Annotated in this window: 11 protein-coding genes and 2 pseudogenes; 5 read left to right on the top strand and 8 right to left on the bottom strand. The window is 68.4% G+C overall.

Translation table 11 applies throughout. The features are described 5' to 3' along the window. The first annotated feature begins 22 nt into the window (after positions 1-22). From OHU89_RS48995 to OHU89_RS48985, 3 genes are all read left to right on the top strand, one after another. The gene (locus OHU89_RS48995) at positions 23-181 is read left to right on the top strand and encodes an ALQxL family class IV lanthipeptide (RefSeq protein WP_405652959.1); all 159 of its coding nucleotides are present in this window, start codon (positions 23-25) and stop codon (positions 179-181) included. A gap of 517 nt (positions 182-698) precedes the next feature. Then, positions 699-2,429, top strand: coding sequence for an ABC transporter ATP-binding protein (locus OHU89_RS48990; RefSeq protein WP_405652957.1), 1,731 nt, complete (start codon positions 699-701; stop codon positions 2,427-2,429). A 110-nt stretch (positions 2,430-2,539) separates the two neighbouring features. Beyond that, entirely contained in the window at positions 2,540-4,222 is a 1,683-nt protein-coding gene (locus OHU89_RS48985; protein ID WP_405652955.1) for an ABC transporter ATP-binding protein, read from the top strand. Between the two features lie 236 nt (positions 4,223-4,458). Here OHU89_RS48985 and xerC read toward each other — a convergent pair whose 3' ends face one another. The 3 genes from xerC to OHU89_RS48970 form a co-directional block, all read right to left on the bottom strand. Continuing rightward, positions 4,459-6,768, bottom strand: a complete 2,310-nt coding sequence (gene xerC, locus OHU89_RS48980) for a tyrosine recombinase XerC (protein ID WP_405652952.1) — start codon at positions 6,766-6,768, stop codon at positions 4,459-4,461. 117 nt (positions 6,769-6,885) lie between these two features. Beyond that, positions 6,886-7,218, bottom strand: a complete 333-nt coding sequence (locus OHU89_RS48975) for a helix-turn-helix domain-containing protein (protein ID WP_405652950.1) — start codon at positions 7,216-7,218, stop codon at positions 6,886-6,888. Between the two features lie 4 nt (positions 7,219-7,222). Continuing rightward, complete coding sequence (locus OHU89_RS48970) at positions 7,223-8,350, bottom strand: site-specific integrase (protein WP_405652947.1); 1,128 nt, start codon at positions 8,348-8,350, stop codon at positions 7,223-7,225. A gap of 445 nt (positions 8,351-8,795) precedes the next feature. On the opposite strand from OHU89_RS48970, the gene OHU89_RS48965 reads away from it, so the two are divergent. Beyond that, the gene (locus tag OHU89_RS48965; RefSeq protein ID WP_405652945.1) at positions 8,796-10,040 is read left to right on the top strand and encodes an IS256 family transposase; all 1,245 of its coding nucleotides are present in this window, start codon (positions 8,796-8,798) and stop codon (positions 10,038-10,040) included. A gap of 19 nt (positions 10,041-10,059) precedes the next feature. Here the strand turns inward: OHU89_RS48965 and OHU89_RS48960 are convergent. The 4 genes and pseudogenes from OHU89_RS48960 to OHU89_RS48945 all read right to left on the bottom strand — a co-directional run. After that, positions 10,060-10,422 (bottom strand): annotated as a pseudogene (locus tag OHU89_RS48960) (LexA family protein); the annotation flags it as partial. Between the two features lie 172 nt (positions 10,423-10,594). After that, positions 10,595-10,752: pseudogene (locus OHU89_RS48955) on the bottom strand (IS110 family transposase); the annotation flags it as partial. Between the two features lie 45 nt (positions 10,753-10,797). Further along, positions 10,798-11,124 (bottom strand): hypothetical protein, encoded by a 327-nt coding sequence (locus OHU89_RS48950; RefSeq protein WP_405652942.1) that lies wholly within the window; start codon positions 11,122-11,124, stop codon positions 10,798-10,800. Positions 11,125-11,152: 28 nt separating this feature from the next. Next, a complete protein-coding gene (locus OHU89_RS48945; protein WP_405652940.1) occupies positions 11,153-11,689 on the bottom strand; it encodes a dihydrofolate reductase family protein in 537 nt (178 codons plus the stop codon). A gap of 46 nt (positions 11,690-11,735) precedes the next feature. Here OHU89_RS48945 and OHU89_RS48940 point away from each other — a divergent pair, with 46 nt between their 5' ends. Next, entirely contained in the window at positions 11,736-12,233 is a 498-nt protein-coding gene (locus OHU89_RS48940; RefSeq protein WP_405652938.1) for a hypothetical protein, read from the top strand. A 211-nt stretch (positions 12,234-12,444) separates the two neighbouring features. On the opposite strand, the gene OHU89_RS48935 is transcribed toward OHU89_RS48940, so the two are convergent. Continuing rightward, positions 12,445-12,888 carry a hypothetical protein gene (locus tag OHU89_RS48935; protein WP_405652936.1) on the bottom strand — a complete coding sequence of 148 codons (444 nt, stop codon included), beginning with the start codon at positions 12,886-12,888 and terminating at the stop codon, positions 12,445-12,447. Positions 12,889-13,254: the final 366 nt, after the last annotated feature.

The following is a 13,254-nucleotide window of genomic DNA, read 5'->3' as shown; positions in this document are numbered from 1 at the left end:
ACCAACAAGGAGGTGAACCATCGTGACCCTTGACATTACAGCCCTCCAGGAGCTGGCGAGCACTGAAGACGTCGGACTGGCCATTTGCAGCCTTCCCGGATTGGGAAGCTGCTGCAGCGCCATCGGAGGAATTCCGACCATCGTGACCTGCTTCGGCTGCACCTTCGGCACCAACAGCTGATCGCGCAACGACCGTTCACCCGGACTCCCTTCTGAAAGGAGGTGATCCAGTGTCGATCTCCATCGAACTGCTCCAGGAACTGCCCTCTACAGAAGAGGCATCTCTGGCCGCCGCGGACTGTTGCTGGTCCAGCATCCTCGACGGCTGCCAGTTCTTTTCCCTCACCATCTCAAGCTGCCACAGCTGCACGAACACGGGCAGCTAGGTCACAGAGGACTCACGTCCGGCCATCCACCAGCGAATTCCATGAAGGAGGTGAGAAGTGGTGGATATCTTGCAGCTCCAGGAACTCCCGCCCATCGAGAACGAGATGTCAGCACAGGGGTGCTGCGCCCTGGGATCGATCGTGACGTGCCCGTGGCGCACCTTCGACTGGTGACGGAATTCCCGTTCTGACGGACCACGGATCGTCCCAAGGTATCGAGTCGCCCAGTGGCGACGGCTGCCCTGCCACACACCATGTGGGGCAGGGCAGCCGCAGAAGTCCAATCGACCACTTGCCCAGGAGCGTTGCGACATGCGGATAGAACAAGGACTGCTCGCAGGACTACTGCGCTCGGCCGCGGGCTGGAACGCCGCCTATCTCGTGGCGGCCATCTGCGCCGGGGGCGCCGCGATGCTCCTGCCTGTTACCCTGGGCGCGGCAGTGGACGCCGCCCTTGGAGGGGGCACGTCACCCGCTCTGCTCCTGTGCGGTGTCGTCGTCCTCGGCGTCCTCGCCGAAGCGGCCACCGAACTGCTCGACGCCAGGGCCACCACCCAAGGCACGGCCTGGCTGCGCCATGGCCTGCTCGGCCGCATACTCTCCTTCGACCTGCGCGGACAACACCGCTTTCCGCAAGGAGACATGCTCGGCCGACTGCTGCAGAGTACGGCGGAGACCGCGAGGCTCGTCCCGTCCACCGTGAGCGCGATCGTGTCGCTGGTCACCTCGTTGGGCGGCATCACCGCCCTGCTGCTCATCGACGCGTGGACCGGCCTCACCTTCCTCCTGGGTGTCCCGCTGGTCTGGCTGATCTCTAGGGGCTTCCTGAACCGGGCCGCCGTACTGACCGAGGACTACCAGCGGGTGCACGGCGAGCTCGCCGACCGTTTCGTGGGGGCGATGCGGGGCATCCGGACGATTCGCGCGTGCGGCACCGCCGAGCGCGAAGCGGTCCGCGTACTGCGACCGCTCGCTGCGCTGCGCTCCAGCGGGGAGAGGTTCTGGCGCATGCAGCGCGACGCGGGCTGGCAACTTTCACTGCTCGCCCCGCTGCTCCACGTCGGGGTAATAGCCACCGCGGCGCACGGCGTGACCACCGGGCGGGTCAGCCCGGGGGACCTCCTCGCAGCCACTGGCTACCTCAGCCTCGCCTTCGGTGTCTTCCGGCAGGTCGGCGTGCTGGCCCAGTTCGGCCAGGTCCACGGATCCGCGAGCCGCCTGCGCGCGCTGCTGGACGGAGGCGGGGCGCCCACCGGCTCCGCATCCCTGCCACGCGGAGGCGGTGCCCTGCGACTGCGTGGCATATGCGTCGCGGCCGAGGGTCGCACCGTCCTCGACCGCATTGATCTGAGCATCCCCGCCGGAAGCGAAGTGGCGATTGTGGGCGCCTCCGGTGTGGGCAAGTCGACCCTGGCCGCCGTAGCTGGCGGGCTGTTGCGCCCGGACGCCGGCACAGTCGACGTCGACGGAATAGACCTCGCCGAAGCCGATCCCGTGGAACTGCGCCGTGCGATTGGCTACGCTTTCGAGCGCCCGGTGCTTCTCGGCCGCACCGTCCGGGAGGCCGTCGGCTACGCCGACCAGGAGATCGACGGCGCGGCGATCGAATCGGCGCTGCGGGACAGCAGAGCGGACGGGTTCGTCGCCAGACTGCCCCGGCGGCTGGACACCCCGCTGCCGGCACTCCACGTCTCTGGCGGCGAACTCCAACGGCTGGGGCTGGCGCGCGCCTTCTGCCGCGAGCCCCGGGTACTGATCCTCGACGACGCCACGTCGAGCGTGGACGTGGCCACCGAGCGGCAGATCACCCGGGCACTGGCGGCCCGATCGGGTACCAAGCTGATCGTCGCCCATCGGATGTCCACCGCGGCCCGCGCCGATCTGGTGGTGTGGCTCAAGGACGGCCGGGTCGCGGCGTTCGGCCCGCACCGGGAACTGCTGGACCAACCCGGGTACGCCGAGCGGTTCGGTCTCCCGTCGCCGCACGACGACCGTGCGCCGGTCACGGTGACCTCGGCACCCGGACGAGGGAGGGAAGAGTGAAACCGATGCACGGGCAGCCCGGTCCCCGCGCGGCCCAGGATCCGGACCGCGGGTGCGGTAGCGACACCCGCAGCGCTCGTGGCCGTGGCTGGACTCTGGTCCGTCCGGCCGTGACCGCCGAGCGTTCCGCGGTGCGCGCGATGCTGGCCTGGTCCCTGCTGGAGGCCGTCCCGGTTCTGTTGTCAGGCCGACTCATGGCGTCCGCGCTGGACCGGGGCTTCCTCGCCGGTGACTCGTGTACCGGCCTGGCCTACCTCGGCGCCTACAGCGCGGCGCTTCTGCTCGGCGCCTTCGGGACCCGTCAGGTAATGAGGCCATTGGCAAGCGTCGTCGAGTCCGTGCGGGACCGGTTGGTGCGGCTTGTCGTGTCCGCAGAACTGCGCCGGGCCGTCCTTGTCGACACGGAGGCCGACACCGGTGCCGTGGCCCGCACCACTCGACAGACCGAAGGCGTGCGACAGATGACCGCCGGACTCTTGATGACCGCGCGCACGGTAGCTTTCTCCGTGGCCGCCGTAGTGATCGGACTGCTGGCTCTGGTGCCCCAGATCGCGCTGGTGACCATGGTGGCGTTGGCCGTCTCCGGCGTCCTCCTCGTCCTGCTTTCCCGCAGACTACGCCAGCGGTACGCGACCTCGCTGTCGGCCGAGGAGGACCTCTCCAAAGAGGCCGGCGAGGTCCTGCGAGGGCTGCGCGACGTGTATGCCTGCGGGGCCGTGGCGACGGCCGACCGCCAGGTGGGTCATGCGGTCGACACCCAGGCCGCGGCCTCGATGGCGGTTGCCCGGCTCGCTGCCGGACGGCTTGGGGTGATCGTCGTCGGCGCCAGGCTACCGCTCGTCGCCACCCTGCTCATGGCCCCCTGGCTCGTCCGTTCCGGCACGGTCACCCCTGGCGAGATCCTGGGCACGGCCACCTACTTGATCATCGGCCTCGAACCCGCCCTGCGGTCAGTAGTGCAGACAGTCGCGAATGTCGGACTACAGCTCGGCGTGCTGCTGCTCCGCCTCGCCGACCGCGTCACCGTGCCTTCGGAACCGGGAGGCGGATCCGCGAAGGTTGCGCACACCGGCCTGAAACTCGAAGAAGTGACCTTCGGCTACGGCCCCCACTCGGAACCCGTGGTCCAGAAGCTGTCTCTGAGTATCGAGGAGGGGGAGCACCTGGCGGTGATGGGGCCGAGCGGGGCCGGCAAGTCCACCCTCGCCAGTCTCCTCGCGGGACTGGACCGCCCTGGCGCCGGGGAGGTGCGCATCGGCGGCCGCCCGGTGGAGGAGCTGGACCGGGCGTGGCTGCGCCGTACGATCGCCCTCGTACCGCAGGAGGCGTACGTCTTCGCGGGAACCGTGCGGGAGAACCTTTCCTACCTGCGGCCGGAGCCTAGGCCCGGGGATGGCGAACTGGCGTCCGTCATCACCCTGTTCGGCTTGGACGAGCTAGTCGCCCGCTCTGGTGGCACGGACGGCGTGATCGGGCGACCGGATGCCCTCTCACAGGGGGAACGACAGCTCCTCGTGCTGGCCCGGGTGTACCTGTCCACCGCCCCCGTCGTCATTCTCGACGAGGCCACCTGCCACCTCGACCCGGTCGCCGAGGCCCGCGCCGAGCAAGCGTTCATCGCTCGGCCTGGCACTCTGGTGGTCATCGCTCACCGGATCAGTTCGGTGCTGCGAGCCCCTCGCGTCCTCGTTGTCGAGTCCGGAACCGTGGCCGACGGAAGTCACCAGAACCTGCTGGAGCGGTCACCGCTGTACGCGGACTTGGTCGGGAATGGCAGCAATTCGAGCGCCTGATGAGGAAGATCGCCCCGGAGGCCGCGGTACGCCTTGCCGAGCCAGACGCGGTCCAGAATCAGAGCTTTCGGCGCGCCTCGCACAAGACATCGGCGCTCGACGAGGTCGCCACCACCTGCACACACTCCACTCCCGTACCTCTCGGTGTCAGCCTTACACGCCAGTGTGCGAGCGGCGGCGCCCGGTGGGCACCGCCGTCTCGAGTTCGCCACAGACTGCGGCGACTGTGATCGGCCCTACGGGGCGATGGGGCCGTTCTTCTTGTCCGGGTGTGCCGACAGGACGTAGCGGGTGGCGGAGAGGTTGGACAGGCCGAAGAGCTCCATCAGCCGGACGGGGTCGGCGCTATGGCGCGCCTCGTCGACTATGCGATCCACGCGCAGGCGGCCGGCCGGCAGGCCGACTCGTTGGAAAAGCTGCTGGACCACGCCGGCACTGATTGGGGGGCCGGAGTCGTCGACGGCGGTGTTGCGGGTGACGAAGAGGTGGGGGTTGGAGCTGTCGGGCCAGCGCCGGTGGCGCTGGAGTTCCCACGCTGTGGCCAGGCGCAGGGTGAAGGCGTCGAGGTAGATGACGTGGTCCATGCGTCCCGGCCGACGCAGGCACAGTTGGCCCTTGCTGCGGTCGAGGTCGGTTCGTCGAAGATGGACGAGCTGACCGGGGAGGAAGGCATAGATGGCGACGAGGGCGACCATCAGGCGGTCGCGGGGGTCGTCGAGGCAGTCGAGGAGGCCGGCGATGCGGTCGGAAGGCAGCGCAGTCGGCACGGTTCGGCTGCTGGTGAGGGAGATACTGCGGGCCGGATCGCGGAAGACGAGGCGTTCGCGCTTGAGAGCCCTGAAGAAGGAGCGCAGTGAACTGTGCAGGCGGCGGGCCTGATCGCCGCGGAGCGGGTCCAGGACGTCCTCGATGTGCTTCTTGGTGACCTCGCGGGGATCGGTGAGCCCGTCGGCGATCCATGCGGCGAGAGTGTCCAGGATGGCGGTCACGTAGTTCTCGACGGTCTTGGGGCTGCGGGCCCGGCTGGAGGTGCTGCCCTGGCCGAGGAGTACGTCGATGAAGGTGTGCACCGCTGCGGAGAAGGCCGGGTGACTGATGGCGGTGGCATGGTGCCGGGCGCGCGCGGTGCACGGGTCGCTGGACGGTTGGGCGTCGAGCAGGCCGCGTAGGCGGAGGTAGTTGATGACGCGGGCGCCCTGGAGGTCGGCTCTCATGGAGGCCAAGGCCCGGATGTCGCTCTCCTGGATGGGAAAGTCGGTACCGAGGTGTCCCGTCACAATGCGCAGGGTTCGGATGCTGCCGCTGAAGAAGTCGGTGTTCCATCCGCGGCCACGCATGTACTCGGTGAAGTCAGCGACCAGGTTGTCTGCCGCCATGGTGAGAGCGGGCGGCCTGGTGGTGTCCAGACGGGTCCAGTCCCGGGGCGGAGCTGGGAAGAGTTCCAGCTGGGCGGGGTCGAGAAGGTGCTCGGACAGTCGGCGTGCGGACTTGGCCTGGGTGCGGGCGCGGCGGCGTTTGAGAGCGAAGCGGCCTTGGAGCGGCGCGGTGCCGGGCAGCAGGCGTCCGACGGCCAGTCCGGCGGCGTGGGGGCGGGCGAACCACAGCTGGTCGCCGTTCTTCATCGCGATCTGGGCGGTATCGACCTCGGTTTCGGCGACGACGATCCGGCACATGCGGCACATCCCGCCGCTGAGCATCAGCTTGCGGTGGCAGCGGTCGCACTGGGCCTCGTTGCCGCCGCGTTTGCGGATCTCGTGGCACCAGCTGGTGCACGGCGCACACAGGACTCGGCGGTCGTTCGCCCAGGCCAGACAGTGCGTGCACTGTCCTCGCAGCTCAGGGTCCCGCTGCCCACCCTGGCGGGTGGGGCCGGTTCCGCGCGGCGGGACCACCCGGCGCGGTGGGGGCAGTGCGAGGAGACCGGCACGGTCCAGGGCCTGTCCGAGGATCGGGCCGTTGTAGAGGAGGTCCTTCAGGGCCACGGCGGCGACCTGGTGCTGATCGGGGTCGCGGGCGGCCAGCGCCAGGCGGGCGAAGCCTTCGAGCCGCCAGATCCACACGGTCCGGGCGCGTACCCGGCGCTCGTCCGCCATCTGCTGCAGTTGCTCGGAGACGGCCTCGAACCCGGGAATGTTCCGGTCACTGATACGGGCCGCGTGGGTGCGGGCGAACTGGCGGGCCGGGGTGGGGAAGAGCCCCAGTTGCCCGGGAACCTGGGGCGGGCAGATCCGGGGATCGTCCTGGACCGGCTGGGGAAGCCGGGCCCGTAACCACGCGGGGATGGCCGCTCGCCGCCCGGATTTGGCCTGAGGCATCCGCACCGGCCTCGCCTCGGGCAGGGCGATCCCGTCGATGTCCAGAGCAAGCTGACGCGGCCGGCCCGGGGCCAGGGCTTCGTCGTGGAGCTCGCCCCATGCCCAAGGGTCGTCCTCGCCGAGGCGGACCGCCAGCAGGCAGGGCGCGCACACGCCCGCCCGCGGCACCGGCACGGTCCAGGCGCAGCGGCGGCACAAAGCCTCGCTCCAGCCGTCCCTGCCCAAGGACACGCGGATCCACGCCCGCGCGCACCGAAGGCACATGGCGTTCCCGTTCACCGCTCCCCAGCTCGCGCACGTCTCGCACGACCCGAGCAGCCGGAATCCCCTGATCACCGGTCGACCGGGTCAGTTCGGCGGCAGCTGGCGCCGGGCTCCGCCGCTGCCGGGCCGGGGAATCGGGCGTGCGGGCGCGCTCTCGCCGACGGCGCGCTGCTCGGTCTCCGGGCGTCCCTCGGCGGCCGCCACCGGCTCGGCTTCCATCAGGTCCGCGACCGTGCACTTCAGGGCGGCGCAGATCATGTCCAGGTCCTCCAGCCGGACGGTGACCGGCTTGCCCGACCACAGCGCGGCCACCTTGCTCAGGGACGGGGTGAACCCCACCTCCCGGAAGGCCGCCTGCAGCTGGGTCGGGCGCCAGATGTCGCGCTTTGCCGCGGCCCAGCGCAGGTTCCACTTCAATGGATCACGCCTCCGTGCTCAGTCGGCGAACCGCTCGCCGGGAAGACTCCAGGCTTGCCCACTCCGGGTCGCCCTTGGCGGTCGCGAGGTATCCGACCGTGGTGGATGCCCAGACGTGGCCGAGCAAGACCTGCACGTCCCACAACGGCATCCCTGCCTCATAGTTGTGGGTCGCGCAGGCGTGCCGCAGGAGATGCGGAAAGAGCTCGCTCACCGGGCCCCGTAGATACTCGAGCGATGCCATCTTCAGCGCGCGCCGGAACGTGTCGGGCACCACCGGCGGGGCGAGCAGCCCTTCCATGCCGGCCAGCGACTTCGCCAGCCGTTCGGATGGGAACAGCGGCGCCCGCGGGTCGGAGGAGTCATCGGGAAACTCGCCCCGCACCTCCTCGACGTACCACCACAAGAGCGCGCGGCCCTCTTCGAAGAGGAAGGCTTCGCGGTCCCGGGGGCCGGAGCCGCCGGCGCCCTTTCCGTGGACCAGGAACCGGCCCCACTGCCCGTTCTCCCAGTGCACGTCCCCGAGCTGCACCTGGCACAGCTCCGCAGCCCGGACCCCGGAGATGTACGTCAGCTTCGACATCACGTAGTTCCGGATCGCCACCGGGTACTTCCGCGCCCGCGGCAGAGCCTCCCGCCACGCGGCGAAGAACTCCTTCGTCGCTCGGGCCGACGGCGGGATCCGGAGCCCGAAGTCCCCCCGGTGGACAGGCCGGTTGAACGCGTCAACGGGTGATTCGACCACCGCGCCGAACCGGCGGTGGATCTCGCCGGCGTACCGCTGTTCCAGGAATGCGTAGTAGAGATCGATCCGGTTGATCTTCGACCGGATCGTCGTATGCCGTGGCCGCTTGCCCGGGCCCGCGAAGTACTTGTCCAGCTGACGCGAGCTCAGGTGCCACGGCATGACGTCGTAGTACGAGCAGATCTCCAGCACCGGCTGGACCAGCGACTCCAATGTCCGGGGTGACAGCCCAGCAACGTCCCGGGCCCACACGTACTCAGCGAGGGAGTCCTGGAAGAGCGCCCGCTCGGCATCGGCGGACTCGGTTGCCGCGGTCTGGCGCTGGAGCGTGAGGACGTCAGCCAGGCCCGGCTCCGGCCCCTCTTGCCCGCCAGGCCGGTCCTTCACAGCTACGTCGCCACCCGTGATGAGGGAGAAGCGGCGAGTCCCGGAATCCGTCACAAGCAAGCAAATTACGGAGAGAACTCCTGAAATCTGCGAGGAATCGTCAGATCCCCACACGATCGAGTGAAGCGTCTACGCGCAGCCCCGACCTGCATGAACAGCCACAACTCCCGCACGGAGCACCGCAACGAACCCGTCGGCGCTCCAGTTTGAGGGCGAACAGGTCGCCGTCGCCTACGACTTGGCGGGGCAGGGAGTAGACGTCCTCGACCATCTCCTCGGCGAGCAGGATGGCGTCCCGCGTGGTGGTGTAGGCGATCACTGTGCGGGTGTGCGCGGGCGGGTGCCCGGGGCGTGCATCCGGTGACGGCTTCCGCTCCCTGCGCATAGGGCAGGCCACCGTGCAAATCTCCCTGGTGAACGGCCAGTTCAACCCTGGAGGTGCCCGATGGCCTTGTCCCAGTCTGACCTACAACGCCTGCTGGAGTCACTACGCACGGCGGACGGGATCGAGCTCGTCCGCAACGTCGCCGAGCGCATGCTGCAGGAGCTGATCGAGGCTGAGCTCAGCGGCCGGATCGGTGCGCAGTGGAATGAGCACACCGAGGAACGCACCGGCTACCGCAACGGTCATCGCGACAAGACCCTCGCCACTCAGGCCGGCGATCTGGACCTGACCATCCCGAAGGTGCGCAGCGGCAATTTCTTCCCCAGCCTCCTTCAACGCCGGCGCCGCATCGACCAGGCGCTCTACGCCGTCATCATGGAGGCGTACGTGCATGGGGTGTCCACCCGCTCGGTCGACGACCTGGTCAAGGCGCTCGGTGCGGACAGCGGCATCTCCAAGAGTGAGGTCTCACGCATCTGCGGCGACCTGGACGAACAGCTCACGGTCTTCCGCGGCCGGCCCCTGGATCACAGCCGCTTCCCCTACCTCTACCTCGACGCGACCTACTGCAAGGTCCGTGTGAACCACCGGATCGTCTCCCAGGCCGTGGTCATCGCCACCGGCATCAGCGAGGACGGCGGCCGTGAGGTGCTCGGCGTGATGGTCGGGGACAGTGAGACCGAAGCGTTCTGGAGCGAGTTCCTGCGCTCCTTGCGCGAACGCGGCCTGGGCGGGGTCCGTCTGGTCATCTCCGACAGCCACAGCGGCCTGGTGGCAGCGATCCGCAAGGTCATGCTGGGCGCCGCCTGGCAGCGTTGTCGTGTCCATTTCCTGCGAAATGTGTTCTCCGTGATACCCAAGGGATCCGGCGAAATGGTCGCGGCCACCATCCGCACCATCTTCATCCAGCCCACCGCCCAGGCCGTCCACCACCAGCTCGACGCGGTGGCCGACATGCTCGGACAACAGTTCCCCAAAGTCAGGCAGATGCTCCTGGACGCCAAGGAGGACCTGACCGCCTTCGCCGCCTTCCCCATCTCCCACTGGAAAAAGATCCAGTCCTCAAATCCCCTGGAACGGATCAACCGCGAGATCAAACGCCGCACCGACGTCGTGCAGGTCTTCCCCAACCCGCCCGCCCTCGAACGGCTGGTCACCGCCGTGCTCAGCGAGATGCACGACGAATGGATCGCCTTCCCCCGCCGCTACCTCTCCGAAGCCAGCATGACGGTCATCTACGCCGACGAACGCGCCGACCGCACCACCCGCGCACTCCCCAACACCCCGAACGCTACGGACGGTTGATCGCCTACACCATCACAGGGGACGTGACCGCGAGCAGCGGTGCGCCGGCGGCGATCCGGCCGACGAGCGGTACGTCGACGGGCGCCTCACTGCGGTTGCCCAGGTCGGGTGCCCACGAGGGCCTGACCCGGTAGGCGCGAGGACGGTGCGGGTCGCGGTAGAGGACGCCCTTGTTCTCGAGCGCCATCAGCTGGTGGGCGACCGAGGAGGTACTGGCGAGATCCACGGCTGCGCCGATTTCCCGCATCGACGGCGGATAGCCCTGCCGGTCGACGGACTCCGTGATGTAGCGGACGATCGCGGCCTGGCGGTCCGTCAGCTCGCCCGCAGCGGTCCGCGGGCCCGGAGGGCGGCCTCGACGAGCGTGGCTGGTGGCATCCATCCGGGCACCTCCATACAAGATCAGCAGAACGCGACCTTAACCCGCCACCCTCTACAAATGGAACACTCTTTCGACTTCTGGGGTGATCGGACGTCTTCGATACGCCGTCGGAGGACGGGGTCGCCGTCGTTGAGAGGATGCCCCTCGGTTACGGGACTTCCCAATGCTGATGTCAAGCCGCCTCTACGACGGGGCGCGAAGGGTCGTAGCACTCTCTGTCACGGACCATCGCCCATAGAACGTTGACGCGGCGGCAGGCGAGCGCCAGCAGGGCCTGTTTGTGGCCTTTCCCTCGCTCCTCTTTCGCTGGGAGTACGCCTTGGACTCGGGGCTGCCGGGCCGAGGGCAGGAGTCATGCCCCGTGGATCAGGTCGTTCAGGCCGCGTGGCTCTCGGAGCATCCGACGAGGTGGCCGCGCTCGAAGCGGGCTCCGGCACGGACCAGGGCGACGAGGTGGGCTGCGTTCACGGCCCGCCACTGCGGCCGGGCGCACTCGACGAGCTCGAAAATCATGGCCAGGGCGGCAGCCGCGCTGCCGGCGCCCGAGTTGACTTTCGCCACGGTCCGGCTGCAGACCAAGGTCTCCCGGTACGCGTCGATCGTGTTGGAAGCCCGACCGATGTTCGCCATGAACTGCAGCCACCGTCGGGCCAGTTGATGCTCAGCGAGAGTGGGAAACTTGCCCCACGGGATGGGGGCCATGACAGCAGGCTAATCGTTGCGACCGTGCCTACTTGCGCACGTGGAAGCGCAGCATCGTGACCCCGCCCGACTGGACGTTGCTGAACGGTTCCAGGTCGATCCGGTCGAGGCCCGGCGGCGCGAAGCGGACGCCGTCGCCCAGCAGCACCGGCAGCACGTACACGAGGATCTCGTCGACGAGGCCGCGCTGCAGGCACTGGGCGGCCACGTCGGCGCCGAGGATCTCCAGGTTCTTGTCGCCGGCGGCGCGGCGTGCCGTGGCCACGGCTTCCTTGATGTCGCAGGTGAGGAAGGTGACGTTGGGGTCCGGCTCGTCGGGCGGGCGGTGGGTGAGGACGAACTGCGCCCCGCCGTCGTAGTCGGGGTTCTCGTCGGACATGCGCTTGCCGACCTCGTACGTGCTCCGGCCGATGAGCATGGCGCCCGTGGCCGCCATGACCTCGGGGAACGTCGCCGACGTCATGTGCTCGAAGATCCAGTCCATCGTGTGGCCGGGACCGGCGATGAACCCATCGAGGGACATCACCCTGTTCACGACCACCTTGCCGGTGCTCGCATCCGTCATGCGTCTTCTCCAAGCAGGTGGAGGGCCGGGATCGCATCATAGGCCGGTGAGCAACATATTCTCCGGCGGAAGCCACGACCTGGACCTGTCCAATGGCGCCACCGCGGTGTTCATCGATGTGCTGATGCTGGCCGTGTCCGATCTGGCCTCCGAGGGCTGGGACTTCCGCTTCGCGGCGCTGCTGACCCTGCAGGACCAGAACGTCATGGGGCGCGGTGCCGTCGGGTTCGACCTGGCGGCGTTCGACTGGGGTGCGACGGAGCGGGAACGCGCCCGCGCGAAGGACTTCGTGCTGCGTGCCACAGCACTCGCGGCGAGTGGACATCGCTGGAGCGAGCTGGGCTACCACCCGCCCCGTGTGCATGACTACCTGCACCGCTTCATGACCATGGTGGAGTCCTGCACCCCGTCCGCTGACAGCAGCGCCGCACGTGGCTTCCCCGGCCCGGACGAGGCCGCGATGGCCTCGTGCGTGCGCCACCGCGTCCTCAGCGCGGTCCCGCTGTGGGACGGCTGCTTCCTCTGCAATCGGCCGCACTACTAGCCCGGATCGATTCCTCATAAGGGGCGCGCTGCCGAGCGACTATCCGCCGTTCAGGACGGTGTTCGGCTTCTTCAGCCGCTGTGGCGTTCGCCACGGCAGAAGGATATGTGCGTAGCTCTTGTCCAGTGAGCTCCTTTGGCGCGGATCGTCGCTGATCACGCTGGTTTGCCGGGTCAGCACTCCGACTGATCGCCCAGCCGCATCCCCTCGTTCAGGGGCTTGGGGAGATGCTGGGAGACGGGACTCCTGCCGCCGCACACGCGGACTGTGGCTCGTTCTCTACAGCCAGTTCCGTGACGGTGACCGCAGACCTCCGATGGTCGTCCGGGGTGACGTCGAAGGTGAAGCACCCCGTCACGAATGTCTCGCTGGTGAGGAAGACCCCCGGCCCGATGCCCAGTAGTTCTGCTGTCACCCGGACTTCAGGACCGTGCCGCTCGATCCTGACCAGGCCCTGAGCCGGCTTTCCTCTGGGGAAAACCTGAGCGATCTCGCTGTCGTCCAGCACACCGTCGGCCGACGCCCCGACGAGCTCTTCCTGCCGAGCTGCAGCAGCACTCCGCATATCAGCGCGGGCCTTTCCCTCGGCGCGGTCATCCGCCGTGGCCGCCCAGATCCACAGCCCGATGACGCACACAAGCAACAGCACGAGCACAGCCAGGCAGCCGTTGAACAGGCACCCTCCGGCCGTTCCTCTCCGCACCCCGTCGCGTCTCGCCATGACCTGAGCATGTCGGTGCCCCGACGGGCCGGGGGGTACGAGTCCAAGCTGTTACTCACTCTGCCCCTGCCCGAAACCACTCTGGCGGATCCGCACGCAGATCAACTGGCCTGCGTACGCACCCAGTTGGGGCAGGCTCTCGCACACCACCACGTCGATTCCGAGGGCCAGAAACTCACGCGACCAGTATTACGCAGAGGTCGATTCTGTAACTGGAACGCGAATGCGGCGCATGTGCAGAAGTTCGGAGAGTGGCCTGCATGCTCGTAGCTCCTGACCACCCCTCAATACGAGCTGGTG

The sequence above is a fragment of the Streptomyces sp. NBC_00019 genome (assembly GCF_045041015.1).
GTDB lineage: Bacteria > Actinomycetota > Actinomycetes > Streptomycetales > Streptomycetaceae > Streptomyces.
Note: the sequence above shows the minus strand (reverse complement) of the source record. Positions and strands in the feature narration are given on the sequence as shown.

Excerpts from the sequence above, each read along its gene's own strand:
- OHU89_RS48945 (WP_405652940.1), bottom strand. The coding sequence starts at position 11,689 with ATGACGGATGCGAGCACCGGCAAGGTGGTCGTGAACAGGGTGATGTCC.
- OHU89_RS48950 (WP_405652942.1), bottom strand. The coding sequence starts at position 11,124 with ATGGCCCCCATCCCGTGGGGCAAGTTTCCCACTCTCGCTGAGCATCAA.
- OHU89_RS48965 (WP_405652945.1), top strand. The coding sequence starts at position 8,796 with ATGGCCTTGTCCCAGTCTGACCTACAACGCCTGCTGGAGTCACTACGC.
- OHU89_RS48990 (WP_405652957.1), top strand. The coding sequence starts at position 699 with ATGCGGATAGAACAAGGACTGCTCGCAGGACTACTGCGCTCGGCCGCG.